We start from the raw sequence: 23387 nt of genomic DNA, 5'->3' as shown, positions 1-23387 counted from the left end.
CGCTAGAGACCTTCGACTAGCACCAGGTTGGCCGTTGCTGTCTTGCGTCTGATCTTGGCCAATTCGATATAGTCCGGGTCGTCTTTCCACGCCCGGGCTGCGGCCATGTCTGGGAACTCCATCAGCACGATGCCTTCTTCGGCCCAATTGCCTTCGACGATCTCGACGGGTTTTGAAGAAATGGTCAGCAGGCGCCCGCCGTGCCGGTCCAAGATTGGCATGAAACCTTCAAGATATTTCTGATACCCGTCTGGGTCATGAATGGAAATCTGGGCGATGAAATAGGCGGCCATGACGCACTCCTTAATAATCGTAACTGCGCCGATCTTATTCCGTTTGCCCAAAAAGCAAAAACGGCGGTTTCCCAGGGAGGAGGAAGGGAAACCGCCGTTCTTTTCTACATCAGGGCAGGGAGGAGGAGAGCCCCGATGTATCTGAACCCGGGTTTGAGCCCGGTATGAGGAAGACGCGGCGACGTCAGGGAGGAGGAAGACGTCACCGCGCGCTTTCAACACCGGGCAGGGAGGAGGAGAGCCCGGTGTGTCAAGGTCCGGCGTTGCAAGGCCGGTATTTGGTGCGGCGACGTCAGGGAGGAGGAGAGACGCCGCCGCTGATTACAGACCCTAAAGGGAGGAGGAAGGGTCTGATCTCGTGTATTCCTGTGCGCTTAGCGCGCTGTGAAGTCGTTTGCCGCCTGACGGGCCAAGCCGCGGATCATTGCACGGCTCAGGCCGAGATCGGCCAGCTCGCGGTTCGACAGCGCGGACAGCTCACTTACCGTCTGGCGGTACAGGCGGTAGCGGGCAAAACGTGTCTTTGCGGCCTCGACCAAGGTGGTGATACCGCCAAAGTGAGTGCCTTTGAGTGCCGGTGTGTTTGTTGCCATTGCCATCTTGTTGTTCCGTTCATTCTTGTCTTGCTGACCGGTGCCAGCGTTTGCTTGAGGATGAAAATAAGTGAATGCTGCGATTGCACAATAGCCCGCAACGTCAATGCTGCTATGCAGCAAATGCATGGATATCAGAGCCTTGTCAGTCGCGGTTTGAAATCACCCATGATTTTTTGGGGTTTGCGGGACCTTGGGCACTAAGTCTTGGTCGAGCAAAGATTCCTTCTCACCATTCGACTTGCCCGGAGTTTGAGCGCAGCTGCGAAAGTTTGTGCGTTTGATGGACGCTTTGTTTCAACTCGATCACGGGAAAGCGATCTTAGATCGTGGCTTGGGAATTCGTGGGAGCAGATCAAAGCGGCCAAATTCCACGCGGTTTCCTTCTGTGTGATTCTTTGCTTTTTGCGTTGCTGACGGGTCTCAGCCGGCATTTATTCCGAGAATTCGAAATTTTTTTGGGAAATCATGGGTGATCGTGGGAGGTTCATGAGGTCACCATATCTAGCGATCGAATGACTTTTGATGTCGATATGAGGTGTGTTGGTTCTGAAATTGGCTCAAAATACACCTTGTTTTCATAGCCCGTATTAGATGGTGCCCAAAAATTCCTGTTGATTTCCATGAATTCCCATGTCATCCCTAATGCATCCGATGAGGACGAGGCAGCAGGGGCAGCAAACGACCCCAACCAAAAATAATCAGGTTTCATACAGGCATCTCGCTTTCATCACTCAAGAGATCCGGCGCGCGGGCGAGCAGACATCCCCCCAGGTGGCGCGTGCAGCTGGACATCCCGCAAAGCGGGCCAATGCGGCGGGTTGATCAGTGGCAGCAGATCAACCCGCCGTTTTTCATCCGGGGGGACGTGAAATTCAAGTGGGGCGCAAGCGAAAGGGACAGTCGTCTTGGCGCGCAGGTTTAGAGGTGAAAGCCACCATAAGGTGGACACGAAGGGCAGGGTCTCGATCCCGGCCTCGTTTCGCCGTGTGCTTGAATCGTCTGACCCCAATTGGCAGCCCGGTGACAATCCTGAGCTTGTGATTGTCTATGGCGACCACCGCCGCAAATACCTTGAATGCTATACCATGCAGGCAATTGATGAGGTCGACGATAAGATCGACGCTCTGCCGCGTGGCTCGATGGAGCGTAAGATGCTTCAGCGTATGTTCCATGGTCAGTCCTTTCCCACCAATGTGGATGAAACCGGGCGTCTGGTTTTGCCGGCCAAGCTGCGCAACAAGATCGACCTTGAGAATGAGGCCTTCTTCATAGCCGCCGGTGACACCTTCCAGATCTGGAAGCCTGAGACCTATGAGGTCGAAGAGCTCGCCAAAGCCGAGGAATGGATGGACGATCTGCCGGATGATTTCGACCCGATGGTCTATCTCGATGGCGTTGAGGACGCGTAACGGCATGTCCGGCGCGGTCTCCTCATCTTCTAACCCACATATTCCAGTCCTGCTGCGCCCTTTGCTGGCGGCGGTGTCTCCGGTGGAGGGCACTTGGCTGGACGGCACCTTCGGCGCAGGCGGCTATACTAGGGGTTTGTTTGAGGCCGGGGCTGAGAAAGTGATCGGCGTGGATCGCGATCCTCTTGCGTTTGAGATGGCCGCAGACTGGGCGGGTGGCTATGGCGACCGACTAGTAATGCAGCCCGGAGTGTTCTCGCGCTTGGACGAGTATGCCCAGGATCTCGACGGTGTAGTGCTGGACCTTGGGGTTTCGTCCATGCAGCTGGATCTGGCCGAGCGCGGCTTTTCTTTCATGAAAGACGGCCCGCTCGACATGCGCATGAGCCAGGAGGGTGAAAGCGCCGCCGATCTGGTCAACACGGCGACCGAGACGCAATTGGCCGACATCCTGTTCCACTACGGTGAGGAGCGTGCAAGTCGGCGTATCGCCAAGGCCATCGTCAAAGCCCGCGCCGAGGAGCCCATCACCACGACCTTGCGTTTGGCCGAGATCATCGAATCCTGCCTGCCGCGCCCCAAGCCGGGACAATCGCACCCTGCGACGCGTAGTTTTCAGGGCCTGCGGATTGCAGTGAACGCCGAATATGACGAGCTGTTTCAAGGCCTTATGGCTGCTGAGCGGGCCTTGATGCCTGGTGGGCAACTGGCCGTTGTGACCTTCCACTCCATCGAAGACCGGATGGTTAAACGGTTCTTCCAGTCTCGGGCTGGTAAGACGGGTCGTGCCAACCGGTACGCGCCCGAGATGGAACAGGAGCTGCCGCAGTTTACGCTTAAGACCCGCAAGGCCGTCGGGCCAGACGAGCAGGAATTGCAGGAAAACCCGCGTTCGCGATCGGCCAAGCTGCGTGTCGCGATCCGTACCGAGGCTCCGGCTGGGGAGATTGACGCCCGCGCCATCGGGATGCCGCAACTTGGGGGAAGGGCAAGATGAAGAGTATTCTGTATGTGTTGACCGCTCTGTCCGTGTTCGGATTGGCCTTGTGGGCCTATCAGGAGAACTACCGGACCCAGCAAGTTGTGAAAGAAATGCAGGCCCTTCAGGGTGAGATCGGCGTGGCGCAGGTTAGGCTGGCGGTTCTGAACGCCGAATGGGCCTATCTGAATCGCCCGGATCGCCTGCGTGAGCTGGCCGATTTGAATTTCGAACGCATGGGCCTGTTGCCCTTGCGGGCTGAGCAATTCGGACGTGCGGACCAGATCGCTTATGCCGAGGACCCCGACCTGCCGGTTGTTGACCCGATCGAGCTGCAGGCGATCACCGATATTCAGGCCTTGGGTGAGGTGCAGATTCCATGACCCGCACTCCCCTCCGCCCTCTGGCCCGCGTTCTGGATGCCCGCGCGAAGGGTGAAAACCCAAAGGTCATCGAGCGCGAGAATATCCGCCAACGTCATGAAAAGATGAAAGATCGCGCCCGCGCTCGTGCCGAGGGGCGTCTTTTGGTTTTGGGTCTGTTCTTCTTTTGCGCCTTCTCGGTAGTCGGCGTCCGCATGGGCATGCTGGCAACGTCCGAGGCGCAAGAGCCACTTGCCAGCGCGCCCGGTGCCTCAATCGCCATGCAACGCGCCAACATTGTTGATCGCGAAGGGCGTATTCTGGCGACCAATCTGGATACGTATTCCGTCTACGCGCAGCCGCCCTTGATGATTGATCCGATTGCGGCAGCTGATCAGCTGGTCGCGATTTTCCCGGATCTCGACAAAGAGCGTCTGGTCAAGGACTTCACCGGTAAACGCAAGTTCCTGTGGATCAAGAAACGCATCTCGCCGGAGCAGAAACAGGCGGTGCATGATATCGGCGATCCGGGCATCCTGTTCGGTCCGCGTGAAATGCGCCTCTACCCGAATGGCAAGCTGGCGGCGCATATCCTTGGTGGTTCGGGTTTTGGCCGCGAAGGCGTAAGTGCTGCTGAGGTGATCGGTGTTGCTGGAGTTGAGAAGAAGTTCGACGACTATTTGCGTGACCCGGCCAACGGCAGCAAGCCGCTGCAACTGTCGCTCGACCTGACCATTCAGGCAGCAGTCGAGCAGGTGCTATATGGCGGGATGAAGATCATGAACGCCAAGGGCGCCTCAGCGGTTCTGATGAACGCGCATACGGGTGAGGTGATCTCGGCCGCGTCGCTGCCGTCGTTTGACCCCAATGACCGTCCGCGCCCGCCAACCTCGGGATTTGATCCGTCTGATAGCCCTCTGTTCAATCGTTACGTGCAGGGTGTCTATGAGCTTGGATCGGTCTTCAAAATCTTTACCGCCGCACAGGCGGTCCAGCTTGGCTTGGTGAACTCCGAGACCATCATCGACACCTCCGGTCCGATGAAGATCGGCCGTTTCCCAATTGGTGAGTTCAACGGCAAGAACTACGGCAAGATCAGCGTGGCGGATGTGATCGTTCACAGTTCGAACCGGGGGACCGGACGGCTGGCCTTGCAGATCGGCGCGAAACGCCAGCAGAGCTTCCTTGAAACGCTGGGCATGTTCGAACCCACCCCGTTCGAGATTGTCGAAGCCGCAGGTGGTGCGCCCCTCAAGCCCAAGAAATGGGGTGAGTTGAGCACGGTCACCATCTCTTACGGTCACGGCCTGTCGACCAGCCCGATGCATCTGGCGGCGGGGTATGCCGCGATTGCCAATGGCGGGCACTATGTCAGCCCGACGATCCTGCGCCGCAATGGCCCTCAATACGGCCCACGGGTGATGTCGGAGAACACCGCGCGTCAGGCGCAGAAGATGCTGCGCAAAGTGGTGACCGACGGCACGGCGAGCTTTGCCGAGGTCAAAGGCTATGACGTTGCGGGCAAGACCGGGACCGCCGACAAACCCAAACCGCGTGGCGGCTATTATGATGACAAGGTGATCGCCACCTTCGCCACCATCTTCCCGGCTTACGATCCGAAGTATGTGCTGATCGTCACTTTGGATGAACCCTCCATTCTGGCCTATGGCGAAAAACGCCGCACGGCGGGCTGGACTGCGGTGCCCGTTGCGGCTGAGTTGATCGGCCGTGTCGCGCCGCTTTTGGGCCTGCGACCCCGGCTTGAGCTTGAGGCGAGCGCTGCTATAACCCTGACCTCGAATTAGGGTGCCAGAGAACAGGTGGGTCATGGGCGCAAGAACAAAGAAACTCAGCCAACTGGCCCTGACAGCACGCGGAGGCGCGAATCCCGACATCACCGGGCTGGCGGTCGATAGCCGTGATGTCAAAGACGGTTTCCTGTTCGCAGCGCTTCCCGGTACGCGCGTCCATGGCGGTGAATTCATTCAATATGCCTTGCGCATGGGGGCTGCCGCTATTCTGACCGACGCCGAAGGCGCGCAGATCGCCGAGGCCGAACTGGCCGCATCCGACGCTGCTTTAGTTGTGGTTGAAGACCCGCGTCAGGCGTTGGCCGGCTCAGCTGCGCTTTGGTTCGGTGCGCAACCTCAGACGATTGTGGCGGTCACCGGAACCAATGGCAAAACCTCGGTCGCCACATTCGTTCGCCAGATCTGGGCTGAGCTTGGCCACGCCGCCGTCAACCTTGGCACCATGGGGGTCGAAGGCGCATGGACGGCCCCGCTGGCCCATACAACGCCCGAACCGATCACTTTGCATCGCTGTCTGTCCGAGGCCGCCGAGAATGGCGTGACCCACGCGGCGATGGAGGCGTCCTCACACGGGCTGGAACAGCGCCGCCTTGACGGAGTGCATCTGGCCGCTGCGGGTTTCTCGAATTTCACGCAGGATCATCTGGACTATCACGAGACCTTCGAGGCGTATTTCGCGGCCAAGATGGGCTTGTTCGACCGGGTTCTGCCGCAAGACGGCACCGCAGTCATCAACCTGAGCGACCCGAAGGGTGCGCAGGTGCGCAAGATTGCTGAAGCGCGGGGGCAGTCTGTGCTGACCGTCGGGCTGGGCGAGGCCGACCTGTGTCTGATGAACCAGCGGTTTGACTCGACCGGGCAGGATTTGCGGTTCTCGTGGCAGGGCAAGACCTTCCAGACGCGCCTGAACTTGATCGGAGGGTTCCAGGCCGAAAACATCCTGCTGGCCTGTGGGCTGGTTATCGCTGCAGGTGACGACCCTGAGCGGGTGTTCGAGACCCTGCCGCATCTGACAACGGTCCGGGGCCGCATGCAACTGGCCGCAACCCGCGACAATGGCGCGGCGGTTTTTGTGGACTATGCCCACACGCCGGATGCAGTCGCAACGGCTTTGAAAGCGCTGCGCCCGCATGTGATGGGACGTCTGATCGCGATCGTTGGTGCAGGCGGAGATCGCGACGCAACCAAGCGCCCGCTGATGGGAAAGGCCGCCGCCAACCACGCGGATATCGTCTTTGTCACTGACGACAACCCGCGCAGCGAAGACCCGGCCTCTATCCGCGCCGCCGTGATGGACGGTGCGCCAGAGGCGACCGAAGTAGGTGATCGCGCCGAGGCTATTCTGCGGGGTATTGACGCTTTGCAACCCGGCGACGCGCTGCTGATTGCAGGCAAAGGCCATGAAACAGGTCAGATCGTAGGTGATCAGGTGCTACCTTTTGATGATGTGGAACAAGCGAGCATTTCCGTGGCTGCCCTAGACGGGAGGGTCGCATGACACTCTGGACTGCGGCAGAGGCCGCCGCCGCGACCGGAGGGCGCGCCACCAGTGATTGGGCTGTGGATGGCGTGTCGATTGATACGCGGACTTTGCAACCGGGCGACCTGTTTGTCGCGTTGAAGGCCGCGCGCGACGGCCATGATTTTGTAGCTCAGGCGCTGGAGGAGGGCGCTGGCGCCGCCTTGGTGTCGTATATCCCTGAAGGGGTGTCCGAAGATGCGCCTCTGTTGATTGTCGAGGATGTGCAATCCGGGCTGGAAGCACTCGGACGGGCCGCCCGCGCCCGGACCGAGGCACGCGTTGTGGGCGTGACAGGGAGTGTTGGCAAGACCTCGACCAAAGAGATGTTGGCCACCATTCTGGAAGCGCAGGGGAAAACCCATGCCAGTGTCGCCAGTTATAATAACCACTGGGGTGTGCCACTGACGCTCGCGCGGATGCCGCAAGACACTGAATTTGCGGTGATTGAGATCGGGATGAACCATCCGGGCGAGATTGCCCCTCTGGCCCGTCAGGCGCGCCCGCATGTGGGTTTGGTGACGACGGTGGCCGCTGTGCACCTCGAAGCGTTCGAGTCCGTTGCCGGTATCGCGCATGAGAAAGCGGCGATTTTTGAAGGTTTGGAGCTCGGCGGTACAGCCATCGTGAACGCTGATATCGAACATGCGGGTATATTGCGCCAGATAGCACAAGACCTTGGCGCTGGAATTGTTGAGTTCGGCCGACAGGCTGCAGACTACAAACTGACCGACGTTAACGCTGGACCGGAAACCGTTCAAGCACAGGCTGAGGTTGGTGACACCGTGTTCACTTTCGACGTCCAGTCGGCAGGCACGCATTTTGCGATGAATGCGCTGGGCGCGTTGGCCGCTTGTGTTGAGATGGGCGTGGATTTGGATCAGGCAATAGACGGCCTGCGCCGTTGGTCCCCGGTCAAAGGGCGCGGTGTTCGAGAGACTCTGCCGCTGGCGAGTGGTGGTCGGATCGAACTGCTGGATGACAGCTACAATGCGAACCCGACCTCGATGGAGGCTGCGCTGGACGTCTTGGCCGCCGCGAACGGAACGCGCCGTATCGCCTTTTTGGGCGACATGAAGGAACTGGGCGGGCAAGAGGTGGCAATGCATGCGGGCATGGCCGAGGTCAGCGCGATGGCGCAGGTCGATCAGGTTCACTGCATCGGTCCGTTGATGAAAGCGCTGCATGAGGCTTTGCCAGATACAAAAAAGGGCCTGTGGTTCGAAACCAGCGCCGAGGTGGCCGAACACCTGCCGGAATTGATCGAAAACGGCGATACCGTGCTAGCGAAAGGCTCGCTCAGCATGGCATTGGCCCGGATTGTTGACGGTCTGCGGAAAATGGGGCAAGGGGGCGCGCTTGACGGGTAACGCGCCCGTGCGCCTCGTGTGAGAAAGGTACTGTAATGCTGTATTGGTTGACCGCCCTGTCGGACGGAGGGGATTTCTGGAACCTCTTCCGCTATATCACGTTCCGCGCGGGTGGGGCCTTTTTGACGGCGCTGATTTTTGGGTTTCTGTTTGGCAAACCTCTGATCAATGTGCTGCGCCGCAAGCAGGGCAAAGGCCAACCGATCCGTGATGACGGGCCTGAGGGGCATTTCTCCAAAGCTGGAACGCCGACCATGGGGGGCTTGCTGATCGTAGGCGCGCTGGTCACGTCAACGCTGCTCTGGGCGCGCTGGGACAATCCTTACGTCTGGATGGTGCTGTTCGTGACGCTGGCTTACGCGGCGATCGGGTTCGCCGATGACTATGCCAAGGTCTCCAAGCAGAACACCAAAGGCGTATCGGGTAAAATGCGCCTGGCGCTGGGGATCTTCATCGCCGTGTTGGCCGCCTTCTGGGCGTCTTTGCATCATCCGGAGGCTTTGCAGAACCAGCTGGCGGTGCCGATCTTCAAGGATACTCTGGTTAATCTAGGGATACTTTATATTCCGTTTGCAGTTATCGTGATTGTGGGTTCTGCCAATGCCGTGAATCTGACCGATGGCCTTGACGGTTTGGCGATCATGCCTGCGATGATTGCCGCTACGACGCTGGGGATTATCGCTTATGCGGTGGGTCGTGTCGACTTCACCGAGTATCTGGATGTGCACTACGTACCCGGAACAGGTGAGATTCTGATCTTCACCTCGGCCCTGTTTGGCGGCGGCCTTGGGTTCCTGTGGTATAACGCACCGCCTGCGGCTGTGTTCATGGGCGATACCGGGTCGCTCGCCTTGGGTGGCGCGCTGGGCGCGATTGCCGTGGCGACCAAGCACGAGTTGGTGCTGGCCGTGGTCGGCGGCCTGTTTGTGGTCGAGGCGCTGAGTGTGATCATTCAGGTTCTCTATTTCAAGCGCACCGGTAAGCGCGTGTTCCTGATGGCTCCGATCCATCATCACTATGAGAAAAAAGGCTGGGCCGAACCCACCATCGTGATCCGGTTCTGGATCATTTCGCTGATCCTCGCGATGATCGGGCTGGCAACACTGAAGGTTAGATAAGGACAACTTCACTTGGGAAAAAAATTTCTCTACCGAAAAGATAACTTCGTCGTAAAGTACGTCGTTCCATTTGGGACTTACTGGTTGGGTTCGCTTTCCTTATACGCCAGTGCGTTGAGTATCTATAAAAGGTGCCATGATAGTGCGTGTGACGGGGATAGTAGGGTTGTCTTCCTTTATTTCGTGCTTAGTGCCTTCTTAATGCTGGTTCCGTTATTAGAGTTCATAAGTCGATGGAACGCTCCCAAGGAAGATGGTAGCGATAGAAAGCGGTGGTCTAAGTACATTCCACTCTATGTTGTTGCGCTACTCTTTTATGGGTTTGCTCCAATGGTTATATACTATGCCATTGGCGTCCCTTCAGATTTGGGTTTGCTGTGATCCCGGTCAAAGGTTTCTCAGGGCAGAAGGTCGCCGTTTTGGGCCTTGGTCGGTCGGGTTTGGCGACGGCACGCGCGTTGCGTGCCGGTGGGGCAGAGGCGATCTGTTGGGACGACAATCCGGCCGCGCGCGAGACTGCTGAAGGGGAAGGGTTTCAATGCCTCGATCTGCGGCGCCACGGGGCGTTTGATGAGATCGCCACGCTGATCGTCTCGCCCGGTATTCCGCATCTTTATCCTCAACCGAACCCGGTTGTCGCCGCTGCGTTGGAGGCGGGCGTACCGGTCGACAATGACATCGGCCTGTTTTTTCGATCCTTTGCGGGGCCGGAGTGGAACAACTACGACACGCCTCCACGCGTGATTGCAGTGACCGGATCAAACGGTAAATCGACCACGGCGGCCCTGATCCATCACATCCTGACAGAAGCTGGCCGTGAGGCGCAGTTGGCGGGCAATATCGGGCGTGGCGTGTTGGATATAGACCCCGGCGGCGATGGATCGGTCGTCGTGCTGGAGCTATCGAGCTATCAGACCGAGCTGGCTCGTGCGTTGACACCTGATGTAGCGGTGTTCACCAACCTGTCGCCGGATCATCTGGATCGACACGGTGGCATGGGCGGTTATTTCGCAGCCAAGAGACGCCTCTTTGCCGAGGGCGGGCCAGACCGTGCTGTGATTGGCATTGATGAAGCCGAAGGTGCTTTCCTTGCAGGGCAATTGGCCGAAGGTCCGGCGGATGATCGGGTGATCCGCATCTCGGTTGAGCGCAAACTGACCGGGCCGGGGTGGCAGGTCTTTGCCCGCAAAGGCTTCCTTTCAGAGTATCGCAAAGGGCGGCAGACCGGATCAATTGATCTGCGCGGCATAAAGGGGCTGCCGGGGGCGCACAACCACCAGAACGCCTGTGCCGCCTATGCCGCTTGCCGGTCTCTGGGTCTTGCGCCGCGCGTGATCGAGGATGCCTTGCACAGCTATCCGGGCCTGCCGCATCGCAGTCAGATCATCGCCGAAGCGGGTGGGGTGACCTTTGTGAACGACTCCAAGGCGACGAATGTGGACAGTGCGGTGAAAGCTCTAAGTGCGTTCAAGAAGATTCGCTGGATTTGCGGTGGGTTGGAGAAAGAAGGCGGTATTGACGCCCTGAACGGTGTCTCGGATCAGGTGATCAAGGCCTATGTGGTTGGGCGCGAAGCTGCGGGTTTTGCCATGCAGCTAAAGGTCGAGGCGCAGGTCTGCACCACAATGGCCGCTGCCGTTGAGCAGGCCATAGCCGACAGCGAGGCTGGGGAGACCGTCTTGCTGGCCCCTGCAGCCGCCAGTTTTGACCAATATGACAATTTCGAGCGGCGCGGGGATGACTTCACGGCGCAGGTTCAAAAGCACCTTAACGCCTAGCCCGTTTGCAATTCCTTGCCGATTGGGCGACAGTTTGCGGGTACCGGCTTGAAGCCGTTTAAGAATTTGCTTTTCTGCTCGGAAATTCAAAAAGAGGTCATGAATATGCCTAACCCGAAATCCCTTCTGATCGTCCCGGCTCTGCTGCTGGTTGGGGCTTGCACGAATACAGGCGCAAACTACGTGCCCGTTATTGATGGCCCGGTTGGCCCCAACTACCAGTCGGACCTGCTGCAATGTCAGCAACTGGCGGCGTCTCAGGCGGCGGTCGATGGATCGACGGCGGGTAACGCGGCGATTGGTGCGGCCGGTGCTGCGGCGACTACGGCGATCATTCAGGACAGCAGCGACAATCTGGGTCGCGCTGCTGCGGCGGGGGCTCTGATCGGGGCCGGAGCTGACGTGATCGCGAAGAACCAGAATAAGGAAGTCATCGTGCGCAACTGCATGCGCGGACGCGGCTATAACGTCGTCGGCTAAGGCAGCGCAGTTAGTCGTATCGGCTAACGCGCGGAAATGGCCTTTCCGGCGGCATGGCCCGAGGACCACGCCCACTGGAAGTTATAGCCGCCAAGCCAACCGGTGACATCTACAGCTTCACCAATCGCATAGAGGCCGGGGACATCCCTGGCCTCCATCGTTTTTGACGACAGGTCATCTGTGTTGATCCCACCCAGAGTGACCTCAGCGGTGCGGTAGCCTTCGGTGCCTGAGGGGGTCAGCTGCCATTCGGACAGCGCCGAGATAAGATCGTTCAGCGCCGTGTCCGACTGATCGGCAAGGTTGCCCTTCAGTGGGATATGCTGGGATAGGTGATCTACCAACCGCGATGGCAAGTGCCGGGCGAGTTCGGTGGTCAGGGCCTTGCGCCCTCCGGCTTGTCGCTGATCGCGCAAAAGATCGAACAAGGGCAAGTCCGGGATCAGATTGACGCGGATCGCTTCTCCCTCATGCCAATATGACGAGAGTTGCAACACCGACGGCCCACTGAGGCCGCGATGGGTGAACAGGAGTGCTTCGTCAAAACTGGTGCGGTCGTTGGACAGGCGCGCAGGCAGAGAGACGCCAGACAGCTCCTTGAACCTCCCGTCCGAGAAGGTGAATGGGACAAGCGCGGCGCGGGTATCGGTGACGCGCAGATTGAATTGCTGCGCGATGTCATAGGCGAGACCTGTCGCACCCATTTTGGGGATCGACTTGCCGCCTGTTGCCAGCACAAGATTGCGGCAGGTCAGGCTGTGCCGGGCACCTTCGCGATCGACCTCCAGCGCGAACCCGGCTTCGGTCTTGCGCAGCGCTTTGACCTCGGTCCGTAGCCATAAGTCAGCCCCGGCGTGGTTCATCTCATCCAGCAGCATCTGAACGATCTGTTTCGAGGAGTCGTCACAGAACAACTGCCCCAGCGTTTTCTCATGCCAGGCGATGTCGTGACGCCCGACCAGATCGATGAAATCCCATTGCGTATAGCGTGCCAACGCGGATTTGCAGAAATGGGGGTTTTGCGACAGGAAATTGGCAGGCCCCGAATACATGTTGGTGAAGTTGCAACGCCCGCCGCCCGAGATACGGATCTTCTCGCCGGGCGCTTTCGCGTGGTCGATCACCAGAACCCGCCCGCCGCAATGCGCCGCGCACATCATGCCGGCAGCACCGGCCCCGAGGATGATCGTGTCGAAGGTCATGCGCTGCGCATGGCTTGGTTTGTCAGCAAACGCAATAGCGGCACAATCAGCAGCTGGCAAAGATGTAGCGGAACCACAGTAATAGGAAAACAAGGCGGCTGAACTTGACCCCCTAGACGCGAAGCCATACCAATTTTCCAGAGTGCCGGCGAAAATTTATGCGTTTGCAATTGTAGGCGGAGTTTTGGTTTTATGCCCTCAACGATTTTTGGTGCTTTTCGCTCCGATACCACCTTGAGCGATGCGGGCGCATCCAGCGCCGTTGTAAACTCCACTTTCACAATCTCTGCCTACAGCCAGATCACCATCGAAGATGGGGCGGACGATACGATCTTTGATGGAGACGATCAGTCGAACGAGACCGCGAACGATCTGACACAAACATTTAATGGCAATACGATCTTCTGGGATTTTACAGTTTCGGTGACGGATGGCACTAACACCTATCAGATCGGCCTGTTTGACTATGACATCAACGGCGACGGAAACTCAATCGGGGTCGACAGTGAAGACGGGTTCTTTATGGCATTTATTGGCGGTACCGTACCGCCGCTGAACACCACTTTGACGATCACCGCAATCATCGACAACGGCCCGAACATCGACATCGACACTGTGGTGCCTTGTTTCACGTCTGGCACCTTGATCGATACACCTGATGGCCCACGATTGATTGACGATCTGAACCCAAGCGATTTGGTTCTCACGCAGGATAATGGCGCTCAACCGATCCGTTGGATTGGCAGGCAAGAACTCGACAAAATCGCCCTGACGCTGAAACCCAAGCTAAGGCCAATCCATATCGCGCAGGGTGCTTTGGGACAGGGCGTTCCCGCGCGTGATCTGTGTGTCTCGCCACAACACCGCATGCTGGTCAGGTCAGCCATTGCTGAGCGCATGTTCGCCAAAGATGAGGTCTTTGTCCCGGCCTGCAAATTGCTCGATCTGCCTGGCGTTTCAGTGCAGACGGGAGGCGCGACGGTTACGTATATCCACCTTCTCCTTGACCGCCACGAGGTCATCTTTGCCGAGGGCGCGCCGACGGAAAGCTTGTTCACGGGGCCCGAAGCGCTTAGGGCGATTGGAAAGGATGCGGTCAAAGAATTGCGGCAAATTTTTCCGCAGTTGTTTTTAGACACCCACGAGCCTGAACACGCGCGACTGGTCCCGAGGAGGGGGAGGCAAATGCGCAATCTCGTTCAGCGTCACGTGAAAAACGGCAAGCCAGTGGTTCAAAGAAAGGCTCAGGCCAACAGGGGCGGATGACATCTCTTTGAGGCGCCGTTTTTCGTTTGCGCGGCTCATTTCCCTAGCCCAGACGCCAATTTCACTGTAGACTCTCAAACAGATCCCGAAAACGGGACGCGAGTGAGGCAGTAAGTGGCGGTATCTCATGACTGAGATGGTGTATGGCGCGGTCCAGGACCAGCGCGGGGAACCGATTCTACCAAAGTGGTGGCGGACAATTGATCGCTGGACGATGTCCTGCGTGCTGATTCTGTTTGTCATCGGATTGTTGCTGGGGCTGGCCTCATCGCCGCCTCTGGCCGGGCGCAACGGGTTTGATCCGTTCCACTATGTCGAACGACAGGCGCTCTTCGGCGGATTGGCGCTGATCGCGATGCTGCTGACCTCGATGATGTCGCCGACATTGGTGCGGCGTTTGGCGGTGCTGGGCTTTCTGGGGGCCTTCGTGGCGCTGGCGTTCCTGCCGGTCTTCGGGACGGATTTCGGAAAAGGTGCGGTGCGCTGGTACTCGCTGGGGTTCGCCTCATTGCAACCGTCCGAGTTTCTAAAACCTGGATTTGTGGTCGTTGCGGCGTGGTTGCTGGCCGCCTCACAAGAGATTAATGGCCCTCCGGGGCGGTTGTGGTCCTTTGCGCTGTGTATGGCGATTGTCGGCATGCTGGTGATGCAGCCTGACTTCGGGCAAGCCTGCCTGATCCTGTTCGGCTGGGGCGTGATGTATTTCGTGGCCGGAGCGCCGATGCTTTTGCTGGTCGGCATGGCCGGAGTGGTCGTTCTGGGCGGGATGTTCGCCTATTCCAACTCGGACCACTTTGCGCGCCGCATCGACGGTTTTCTGAACCAAGAGGTCGATCCGACCACTCAGCTGGGCTACGCGACCAATGCCATTCGCGAGGGCGGATTGTTTGGTGTCGGCGTGGGGGAGGGGCAGGTCAAGTGGTCTCTGCCCGATGCGCATACGGATTTCATTATCGCCGTGGCGGCCGAGGAGTACGGGCTGATCCTGGTGCTGATCATCATCGCGCTTTACTCGATCATCGTTGTGCGCTCGCTGATGCGCCTGATGCGTGAGCGGGATATGTTCATACGTCTGGCTGGCACCGGGCTGGCCTGCATGTTTGGCGTACAGGCGATGATCAATATGGGTGTGGCCGTGCGCCTGTTGCCCGCAAAGGGCATGACGCTGCCCTTTGTCAGTTATGGCGGCTCATCGCTGATCGCGGGTGGTATTGCGGTTGGCATGTTGCTGGCCTTCACACGCTCACGCCCACAGGGTGAGCTTGGTGATATTCTGCGCGGACGAGGCTGATGGGCAAACCTTACCTGTTGATTGCGGCTGGCGGCACCGGGGGCCACATGTTCCCGGCGCAGGCTCTGGCCGAAGCGATGTTGCAAAAAGGCTGGCGCGTGCGTCTGTCGACCGACCCGCGTGGCGCCCGCTATACCGGAGGCTTCCCGCACACGACCGAGATTGTCGAGGCGTCCTCGGCAACCTTCGCACGCGGCGGTCTGGCCGCAAAAGCGCTGGTGGGGCCGAAGATTGCGGGCGGTGTGACAAGCATGGCCATGCAAATGCTGCGCGACCGTCCGGATGTGGTTGTAGGCTTTGGCGGCTACCCGTCGATCCCGGCGCTGGGCGCGGCAACGCTGCTGAAACTGCCGCGTATGATCCATGAACAGAACGGCGTTTTGGGGCGTGTGAACCAGCTCTTCGCCACACGCGTGGCCCAAGTGGCCTGCGGTGTTTGGCCTACCGATCTGCCCGAAGGGTCCAGCGGCATTCACACTGGTAATCCGGTCCGGGCCTCGGTGCTGGAGCGTGCCGCTGCGCCCTACATTCCGCCCGGCGAATATCCGATGTCGGTTCTTGTGATGGGTGGCAGTCAGGGTGCGCGTATCCTCAGCGATGTGGTGCCTGAGGCAATTGCCGCTTTGCCCGAATTCCTGCGCGGGTTCATCCGCGTCTCGCATCAAGCCCGCGACGAGGATGGAGAGAGGGTCACGGCCTTTTACGCAGATCACGATATCCGCGCAGATGTGCAGCCGTTTTTTGACGACGTACCGCGACGCATGTCGGATGCGCAGCTTGTCATCAGCCGTTCGGGCGCGTCGAGCGTGGCCGATATCTCGGTCATCGGTCGCCCTTCGATCCTGATCCCATTCGCCGCCGCCGCAGGCGATCACCAAACCGCCAATGCCCGAGGGCTGGTGCAGGCAGGCGGGGCGATCATGATCCCGGAAAAGGCGCTTGACGTTCCCTCACTGACCGAGCAAATGACCACAGTTTTGACCAACCCCGAAGCCGCACAGAAAATGGCCCATGCCGCCCTCTCGACAGGTGCCCCCGACGCTACTGAGCGTCTGGTCGCCCTTGTCGAGCAACTGGCGCAGAAGGAGACCGCATGAATCCCGCAACCAAACTGCCGCAGGACGTAGGACCGATCCATTTCGTTGGGATCGGCGGGATCGGGATGTCGGGCATCGCCGAGGTGTTGCTGAACCTCGGCTACCGGGTACAGGGGTCGGACCTGAAAGCCTCGAAAATCACGGATCGGTTGGCGTCTCTGGGGGCCGAGATTTTCGTGGGACAGAAGGCCGAAAACTTACGAAACGCCGCCGTGGTCGTCACCTCGACCGCGATCAAGCCGGGTAACCCGGAACTGGATGAGGCGCGCGCCCAAGGACTGCCCGTCGTTCGCCGCGCCGATATGCTGGCCGAATTGATGCGCCTGCGCTCGAACATTGCCATCGCCGGGACGCATGGCAAAACCACCACGACCACGATGATGGCTGAACTGATGGTGGCCGGAGACTTCGATCCTACCGTCATCAATGGCGGTATCATCCACGCCTATGGTTCGAACGCGCGCATGGGGCAGGGCGAATGGATGGTGGTCGAGGCCGACGAATCCGATGGCTCGTTCAACCGTTTGCCCGCAACGATCGCCATCGTCACCAATATCGACCCCGAACATATGGAACACTGGGGCGATTTCGATAAGCTGCGCGACGGGTTCTATGAGTTCGTGTCGAACCTGCCCTTCTACGGTCTGGCGGTGTGCTGTACGGATCACGCCGAGGTGCAGGCTCTGGTTGGGCGCATCACCGACCGCCGCGTGCGCACTTATGGCTTCAACGCGCAGGCCGATGTGCGGGCCGAAAACCTGACCTACAAAGCCGGCGTCGCGCATTTCGACATCCACCTGCAATACGAAGACAAGGTGATCGAAGGCTGTACTCTGCCGATGCCGGGTGATCACAACGTCTCGAACGCGTTGTCGGCTGTCGCTGTGGCGCGCCATCTGGGCATGAAGGCATCCGAAATCCGCGAGGCATTGGCGAATTTCGGCGGCGTCAACCGCCGCTTCACCAAGGTCGGAGAGATCGACGGTGTCACCATCATCGACGATTACGGCCACCACCCGGTCGAAATCGCCGCCGTCCTAAAAGCCGCTCGCCAAGCCACCGAGGGCCGCGTGATCGCCGTCCACCAACCGCACCGCTATTCGCGCCTCTCCAACCTGTTCGATGATTTCTGCACCTGCTTCAACGACGCCGACGTGGTTGCCATCGCCGATATCTTCGCCGCCGGAGAAGACCCGATCGAGGGCGCCTCGCGCGATGATCTGGTGCAGGGCCTCATCCGTCACGGCCACCGCCATGCGCGGGCCTTGCTGGACGAAAACGATCTGGAGCGTCTGGTCCGAGAACAAGCTCGCCCGGGCGACATGGTCGTCTGCCTTGGGGCAGGGACCATCAGCGCATGGGCGAACGGGTTGCCGGAGCGGTTGCAACGAAAACAGGCTGTTTGACGGCTGATCTTATTTACTGCACAACCTGAGGGCGTGTGACCTATTGCCAAGACCGCGTCCCAGGAGGGGACAATGGACTATTCGACCATCTTTGCCGCCCTTTGGGCGATCAGCGCCACTATCGTGGCCTTGTTGCCGATGCGGCTGCAATTCCCTCCGGGTATTGTCCTGTTGCTCTGCGCGCCGGTGATGATCATCTGGCTGGGTTATGACCATGGATGGGTCTGGTCGGTTCTGGCCTTCGGAGGTTTCGTCTCGATGTTCCGCGACCCGATCCGCTATTACTGGCGCAAATGGGTGCGCGGAGAGGTGATGGAATGACCTTCTCTCTTGCCCTCGCGGCCCTTTGGGGCCTTGTTGCGAACCTTCTGGCGATGATCCCCAGCAAGGACAACCACTGGACCCGCGCCTACATCCTGATTGCAGTCGGGATCCCTCTGCTTGGATATGTCACCTATGAGAACGGCCCGTGGATAGGGCTGATAGTCCTCGTGATGGGTATGTCGATCTTGCGCTGGCCGGTGATCTATCTGGGGCGGTGGCTGCGTAGGCGGATTTGACCGTTTCGCTGCGGATACAGGTTGCCAACTCCCTCTGAATCCGCGAGTTAGCAGCTATGACTGTTCTTCCTGTGCCTCGTGGCAAACTGTCCGAAAACCGAAGCCTCAGCGACCTGACATGGCTGCGTGTCGGCGGCCCGGCTGACTATTTGTTCCAACCTGCGGATGTTGAAGATCTGCAAGGCTTTTTGCGCGAACTTCCCGATGATGTCGTGATTTTCCCGATGGGCGTCGGGTCGAACCTCATCGTGCGCGATGGCGGTTTGCGCGCCGTGGTGATCCGGCTGGGGCGGGGCTTCAATGGGATAGAGATCGAGGGCACTACGGTCACCGCAGGTGCTGCGGCTTTGGATGCACATGTGGCGCGTAAAGCGGCGGATGCCGGTGTGGATCTGACCTTTTTGCGCACGATTCCGGGGTCAATCGGTGGTGCCGTTCGGATGAACGCAGGCTGTTATGGCAGCTACACGGCGGATGTTTTGACAAAGGCCACTATCGTCACACGACAGGGTGAGGTGATGGACCTTGGCGCAGAGGATCTGAACTTTCGCTACCGTCAATCCGACCTGCCTGACGGCGCAGTGCTGATCTCGGCAAGTTTCGAAGGTCCCAAAGGTGAACCCGAAGCGCTTCATGCCCGAATGGCGGCGCAGTTGCAAAAGCGCGACGAGACCCAGCCCACCAAAGACCGCAGCGCCGGTTCGACCTTCCGCAATCCGGCCGGGTTCTCCTCGACGGGGAAGACGGATGATGTGCATGACCTCAAGGCTTGGAAGGTCATCGACGATGCGGGCATGCGCGGGGCCACGAAAGGTGGCGCGCAGATGAGCCCCAAGCACTCGAATTTCCTGATCAATACGGGCGAGGCGACCGCCGCAGACCTCGAAGGTCTGGGTGAAGAGGTGCGAAAAAAGGTTTACGAAACAAGCGGCATCACGCTAGAGTGGGAAATCATGCGGGTCGGTGATCCGCTGAAAGAATAAAGCCCCAACCGTCAGACCATAACAGGCAATTAACGGCGACGGATCAAAGGCATAAACGCAGTACGGACCACCACATAAGGTCCGGGGACATTGAGGCGCACGTTGGGTATGTCGAGCAGGACAAACCCCAAAGTGGCGGTATTGATGGGCGGCCCCTCGGCGGAACGCGAGGTGTCTCTCAGCTCTGGGCGCGAATGCGCAGCCGCCCTTGTGGGAGAAGGCTTTGAAGTGGTTGAGCTGGACGCAGGTCCCGACCTCTACGCGCGCCTTTTGGATATCAAGCCGGACGTGGTTTTCAACGCTCTGCATGGCCGCTGGGGCGAGGATGGCTGCGTACAGGGCCTGCTTGAGTGGATGCGCATTCCCTACACCCATTCGGGTGTTTTGGCCTCGGCGCTTGCAATGGACAAGCAGCGTAGCAAGGAGGTCTATCAGGCCGAAGGACTGCCCATTGTTCCCAGCGTGATCGTGCCCAAGGTCGAGGTGGTTGAGGTTCACGTGATGGAGCCGCCTTACGTCGCCAAGCCCAACAATGAAGGGTCGAGCGTCGGCATCTACATCGTGCACGAAGGGTCGAATGGTCCTCCGCAATTGTCGGAGGATATGCCCGATCACATCATGGTCGAAAAATACGTCGCGGGTCGCGAGTTGACTGTGACCGTTATGGGTGATCGCGCCCTGACCGTGACCGAGATCATGACGGATGGCGGTTGGTACGACTACGATGCCAAGTACAAGCCCGGCGGCTCGTGGCATGTGCTGCCCGCGGACATCCCGCAGGAAATCTTTGACCGCTGCATGGACTACGCTTTGAAAGCGCATAACGCTTTGGGCTGTCGCGGCGTGACCCGCACCGACTACCGGTGGGACGACACTATGGGCGCGGATGGTTTGTTCCTTCTGGAAACCAACACCCAGCCCGGGATGACGCCGACCTCGCTGGTGCCGGAACAGGCGGAACATTGCGGGATGAATTTCGGCCAGCTCTGCGCCTGGATGGTGGAGGACGCCTCATGCGACCGCTAAGAGCCTCCCGCGCGCCAGTGATCCATCGGGCCAAACCTCTGGCCGGGCCGGATGCTGATTTCGAATCCGCTGATACCGAATCCCATGAAACGCAGCCTGTTCTGCGTTTGGGCGGGCTGAAGCTGTTCAACCGCACCGCGCGTCGGTCTGATCCGGCACCGTCGCGCCTCAGCTACCGGTTCCAGCGTTGGATGCTGACACCGGGCATTCGCATGGGCGTCAAGCTGGGGCTGCCCGTCTGCGCTGTTGCGGCTGCCGTTGGTCTTTACTTTGCGTCTGAGGAACGACGCGAGGCGCTTAATACCTATATCGCCGACATACGCACCTCGATTCAGGAGCGTCCTGAGTTCATGGTCAATCTGATGGCCATTGATGGTGCAGGTCCCGGCCTGTCGGATGACATTCGCGAAGTGGTGCCTTTGGATTTCCCAATCAGTTCTTGGGATCTGGATGTCGAACAGATGCGCGACACGATTACCGGGCTTAATCCGGTGAAATCGGCCACAGTGCGCATTCGGCCCGGTGGCATCCTTCAGGTGGACGTTGTCGAGCGTCAGCCTGTCATCGTGTGGCGCACCCGAGAGTCTATCGAGCTTTTGGATGAGACCGGCGTTCATGTGGACCTGATCGCGTCGCGCAAGGATCACATCGATCTGCCTTTGATCGCGGGCAAGGGCGCGGATGAGCATGTCGCCGAAGCGCTTGAGATTTTCCGCACCTCACGCAGCCTTGGCAGCCGTGTTCGGGGTCTTGTGCGCATTGGTGAGCGGCGCTGGGATCTGGTGCTGGATCGCGGCCAGCGCATCATGCTGCCGACGGATCGCCCAGTGCGCGCGCTCGAACGGGTGCTGGCTGTGAACGAAGTACAGGACCTGTTAGAGCGTGACGTGGCCGTAGTGGATATGCGCCTCGGACAGCGGCCAACAATCAGAATGACCAAAGCCGCCAGCGAAGACTGGTGGAATACCAAAGTGACAGTGGGTAACGGGCAGTAACGACCATGATGACCGATCTTTATCAGTCCCAACGTGCAATGCGGCAAATGCGCAGACAAGCGATGCAGCGGGGCGTTATCGCCATTCTGGATGTAGGTAGCTCGAAAATCTCGTGCCTCGTGTTGCGGTTTGATGGCACCGGGCGACTGAGCGAGGATAACACCATCGGCTCGATGGCCGGGCAGACCGGGTTCCGGGTCATTGGCGCAGCGACCACGCGTTCGCGCGGGGTGCAGTTCGGCGAAGTCACAGCCATGCAGGAAACCGAGCGCGCCATTCGCACCGCTCTTCAAGCCGCGCAGAAGATGGCCGATATCCGGGTTGACCACGTCATTGCCTGTTTCTCGGGTGCGAACCCGCGTTCCTACGGTCTGGACGCTCAGGTCGATCTGGAAGGTCAGCTTGTGACCGAGGCCGAGGTTGGCCGTGTTCTGAACGCCTGCGATGTCCCGGATTACGGGGCAGGGCGTGAGGTTCTGCATGCCCAACCGGTGAATTTCGCATTGGACAACCGCTCGGGCCTGATCGACCCGCGTGGGCAGATGGGGCAATCTCTGGCCGTCGACATGCATATGCTGACCGTCGACGCAATTGCGATCCAGAACATCGTCCGCTGCATCAAGCGGTGCGATCTGGAGCTCGCAGGGATTGCGAATTCAGCCTACGTCTCGGGAATCTCGGCATTGGTTGAGGATGAGCAGGAGCTGGGCGCGGCCTGTATCGACATGGGCGGTGGCACCACTAGCGTGTCGATCTTTATGAAGAAGCACATGATCTACGCCGATTGCGTGCGCATGGGCGGTGATCACGTCACACAGGATATCTCGATGGGCCTTGGCGTGCCGACCGCCGTGGCCGAGCGGATCAAGACATTCAATGGCGGTGTCCATGCGACCGGAGCCGACGATCGCGATCTGATCGATATCGGCGGCGATACCGGCGACTGGGAACATGATCGTCGCACCGTCAGCCGGGCCGAGCTGATCGGGATCATGCGCCCTCGTGTCGAAGAGATTCTGGAAGAGGTGCGCGTCCGCCTGGATGCCGCCGGGTTCGAACATATGCCCAGCCAGCAGATCGTGCTGACCGGTGGAGGTAGTCAAATCATGGGGCTCGACGGCCTCGCGACCCGTATCCTTGGCCAGCGTGTCCGTCTGGGCCGTCCGCTGCGCGTTCACGGCCTGCCGCAATCCGCGACCGGTCCTGGTTTTTCCTCGGCAGTTGGTCTCAGCCTGTTCGCGGCGCATCCACAAGACGAGTGGTGGGATTTCGAAATCCCCGTCGACACCTATGCAGCGCGCCCGTTCAAGCGCGCCGTTCGGTGGTTCCGTGACAATTGGTAGAGCACTGCGCCGCGCCTTGTGCGTGGCGCTTGCTCCCGGCCTCGCTTCGGCGCAGTCTGTCATCTCACCTGAGACATTTCTGGATGCTGTGCTGGGCAAAACGGTGCAATTCCACGAAATCCGCAGCGGTGATCTGGTGGGAACCGAACAATTCCTGAACCGCAAGACCTCGGTCTGGCGGGTCGAAGGTGGGGGATGCGTCTACGGTCAGATCACAACTCCGAATGGGCAGATCTGTTTTCTCTATGATGATGATACAGACGGCATTCCCGTCTGCTGGTGGCCATTCGAATATCAGGGCCGTTTGATGGTTCGGCTGGCAGAGCTGGGCAATGGTGAAATCCAGGAGGTGCGCAGTATGACCAATTACAGCCTGAATTGTCCAAGTGCCCCAATCAGTTGAAAAACACCTTGCGGAGGCCTGATTTATCCCTCAAGATATCCACAGGACCCGTCAGAGGTCTTGCGGCAGGACATTGAGCAGTTTTCCGCAGTAGTTTTGG

The 23387-nt window shown here is 59.2% G+C and carries 23 protein-coding genes; 20 read left to right on the top strand and 3 right to left on the bottom strand.

Annotated elements, in window-relative coordinates:
- Nucleotides 1–2: 2 nt before the first annotated feature.
- Nucleotides 3–293, bottom strand: a complete 291-nt coding sequence (locus tag ACR0IP_RS16075) for a DUF1330 domain-containing protein (protein WP_480526658.1) — start codon at nucleotides 291–293, stop codon at nucleotides 3–5.
- A gap of 374 nt (nucleotides 294–667) precedes the next feature.
- Nucleotides 668–892 (bottom strand): DUF1127 domain-containing protein, encoded by a 225-nt coding sequence (locus ACR0IP_RS16070; protein WP_480526657.1) that lies wholly within the window; start codon nucleotides 890–892, stop codon nucleotides 668–670.
- Between the two features lie 902 nt (nucleotides 893–1794).
- Here ACR0IP_RS16070 and mraZ point away from each other — a divergent pair.
- From mraZ to ACR0IP_RS16025, 9 genes are all read left to right on the top strand, one after another.
- The gene (gene mraZ / locus ACR0IP_RS16065; RefSeq protein WP_170374975.1) at nucleotides 1795–2298 is read left to right on the top strand and encodes a division/cell wall cluster transcriptional repressor MraZ; all 504 of its coding nucleotides are present in this window, start codon (nucleotides 1795–1797) and stop codon (nucleotides 2296–2298) included.
- Nucleotides 2299–2302: 4 nt separating this feature from the next.
- Nucleotides 2303–3295 (top strand): 16S rRNA (cytosine(1402)-N(4))-methyltransferase RsmH, encoded by a 993-nt coding sequence (rsmH, locus tag ACR0IP_RS16060; RefSeq protein ID WP_170375360.1) that lies wholly within the window; start codon nucleotides 2303–2305, stop codon nucleotides 3293–3295.
- Nucleotides 3292–3660, top strand: coding sequence for a cell division protein FtsL (ftsL, locus tag ACR0IP_RS16055; protein ID WP_170374977.1), 369 nt, complete (start codon nucleotides 3292–3294; stop codon nucleotides 3658–3660). The genes rsmH and ftsL overlap by 4 nt, the downstream gene beginning before the upstream one ends.
- Nucleotides 3657–5444 (top strand): peptidoglycan D,D-transpeptidase FtsI family protein, encoded by a 1788-nt coding sequence (locus tag ACR0IP_RS16050; protein WP_170374979.1) that lies wholly within the window; start codon nucleotides 3657–3659, stop codon nucleotides 5442–5444. Before ftsL ends, ACR0IP_RS16050 begins: the two co-directional genes overlap by 4 nt.
- A 22-nt stretch (nucleotides 5445–5466) precedes the next feature.
- Nucleotides 5467–6948, top strand: coding sequence for a UDP-N-acetylmuramoyl-L-alanyl-D-glutamate--2,6-diaminopimelate ligase (locus ACR0IP_RS16045; RefSeq protein ID WP_480526654.1), 1482 nt, complete (start codon nucleotides 5467–5469; stop codon nucleotides 6946–6948).
- Nucleotides 6945–8339: a UDP-N-acetylmuramoyl-tripeptide--D-alanyl-D-alanine ligase gene (locus ACR0IP_RS16040; protein WP_480526651.1), complete on the top strand. Its 1395-nt coding sequence runs from the start codon at nucleotides 6945–6947 to the stop codon at nucleotides 8337–8339. Before ACR0IP_RS16045 ends, ACR0IP_RS16040 begins: the two co-directional genes overlap by 4 nt.
- 35 nt (nucleotides 8340–8374) lie before the next feature.
- Entirely contained in the window at nucleotides 8375–9457 is a 1083-nt protein-coding gene (gene mraY, locus ACR0IP_RS16035) for a phospho-N-acetylmuramoyl-pentapeptide-transferase (protein ID WP_480526649.1), read from the top strand.
- 377 nt (nucleotides 9458–9834) lie between these two features.
- Nucleotides 9835–11235: a UDP-N-acetylmuramoyl-L-alanine--D-glutamate ligase gene (gene murD / locus ACR0IP_RS16030; RefSeq protein WP_480526648.1), complete on the top strand. Its 1401-nt coding sequence runs from the start codon at nucleotides 9835–9837 to the stop codon at nucleotides 11233–11235.
- 99 nt (nucleotides 11236–11334) lie between these two features.
- On the top strand, nucleotides 11335–11715 hold the full coding sequence (locus ACR0IP_RS16025) for a glycine zipper family protein (RefSeq protein WP_480526647.1): 381 nt from the start codon (nucleotides 11335–11337) through the stop codon (nucleotides 11713–11715).
- Nucleotides 11716–11738: 23 nt separating this feature from the next.
- On the opposite strand, the gene ACR0IP_RS16020 is transcribed toward ACR0IP_RS16025, so the two are convergent.
- Nucleotides 11739–12917: a BaiN/RdsA family NAD(P)/FAD-dependent oxidoreductase gene (locus ACR0IP_RS16020; protein WP_480526645.1), complete on the bottom strand. Its 1179-nt coding sequence runs from the start codon at nucleotides 12915–12917 to the stop codon at nucleotides 11739–11741.
- A 192-nt stretch (nucleotides 12918–13109) separates the two neighbouring features.
- Between ACR0IP_RS16020 and ACR0IP_RS16015 the strand changes: the two genes are divergently transcribed.
- From ACR0IP_RS16015 to ACR0IP_RS15965, 11 genes are all read left to right on the top strand, one after another.
- Nucleotides 13110–14183 (top strand): Hint domain-containing protein, encoded by a 1074-nt coding sequence (locus ACR0IP_RS16015; protein WP_480526642.1) that lies wholly within the window; start codon nucleotides 13110–13112, stop codon nucleotides 14181–14183.
- 127 nt (nucleotides 14184–14310) lie between these two features.
- A complete protein-coding gene (gene ftsW, locus ACR0IP_RS16010; protein WP_170374992.1) occupies nucleotides 14311–15474 on the top strand; it encodes a putative lipid II flippase FtsW in 1164 nt (387 codons plus the stop codon).
- Nucleotides 15474–16571, top strand: coding sequence for a UDP-N-acetylglucosamine--N-acetylmuramyl-(pentapeptide) pyrophosphoryl-undecaprenol N-acetylglucosamine transferase (locus tag ACR0IP_RS16005; RefSeq protein WP_480526640.1), 1098 nt, complete (start codon nucleotides 15474–15476; stop codon nucleotides 16569–16571). Before ftsW ends, ACR0IP_RS16005 begins: the two co-directional genes overlap by 1 nt.
- Complete coding sequence (murC, locus tag ACR0IP_RS16000) at nucleotides 16568–17977, top strand: UDP-N-acetylmuramate--L-alanine ligase (protein ID WP_170374995.1); 1410 nt, start codon at nucleotides 16568–16570, stop codon at nucleotides 17975–17977. Before ACR0IP_RS16005 ends, murC begins: the two co-directional genes overlap by 4 nt.
- Before the next feature lie 72 nt (nucleotides 17978–18049).
- Complete coding sequence (locus tag ACR0IP_RS15995; RefSeq protein ID WP_480526638.1) at nucleotides 18050–18298, top strand: DUF2484 family protein; 249 nt, start codon at nucleotides 18050–18052, stop codon at nucleotides 18296–18298.
- On the top strand, nucleotides 18295–18537 hold the full coding sequence (locus tag ACR0IP_RS15990) for a DUF2484 family protein (RefSeq protein WP_170374999.1): 243 nt from the start codon (nucleotides 18295–18297) through the stop codon (nucleotides 18535–18537). Before ACR0IP_RS15995 ends, ACR0IP_RS15990 begins: the two co-directional genes overlap by 4 nt.
- Nucleotides 18538–18593: 56 nt before the next feature.
- Complete coding sequence (murB, locus tag ACR0IP_RS15985; protein WP_170375001.1) at nucleotides 18594–19520, top strand: UDP-N-acetylmuramate dehydrogenase; 927 nt, start codon at nucleotides 18594–18596, stop codon at nucleotides 19518–19520.
- Nucleotides 19521–19628: 108 nt separating this feature from the next.
- Nucleotides 19629–20546: a D-alanine--D-alanine ligase gene (locus tag ACR0IP_RS15980; RefSeq protein ID WP_480526635.1), complete on the top strand. Its 918-nt coding sequence runs from the start codon at nucleotides 19629–19631 to the stop codon at nucleotides 20544–20546.
- Nucleotides 20534–21541, top strand: a complete 1008-nt coding sequence (locus tag ACR0IP_RS15975) for a cell division protein FtsQ/DivIB (RefSeq protein WP_480526633.1) — start codon at nucleotides 20534–20536, stop codon at nucleotides 21539–21541. Before ACR0IP_RS15980 ends, ACR0IP_RS15975 begins: the two co-directional genes overlap by 13 nt.
- An 8-nt stretch (nucleotides 21542–21549) precedes the next feature.
- Nucleotides 21550–22884 carry a cell division protein FtsA gene (ftsA, locus tag ACR0IP_RS15970; protein ID WP_170375007.1) on the top strand — a complete coding sequence of 445 codons (1335 nt, stop codon included), beginning with the start codon at nucleotides 21550–21552 and terminating at the stop codon, nucleotides 22882–22884.
- The gene (locus ACR0IP_RS15965; protein ID WP_480526631.1) at nucleotides 22871–23287 is read left to right on the top strand and encodes a hypothetical protein; all 417 of its coding nucleotides are present in this window, start codon (nucleotides 22871–22873) and stop codon (nucleotides 23285–23287) included. The genes ftsA and ACR0IP_RS15965 overlap by 14 nt, the downstream gene beginning before the upstream one ends.
- The last annotated feature ends 100 nt before the right edge of the window (nucleotides 23288–23387 follow it).

The organism is Ruegeria sp. AL11, assembly GCF_056540865.1.
Note: the sequence above shows the minus strand (reverse complement) of the source record. Positions and strands in the feature narration are given on the sequence as shown.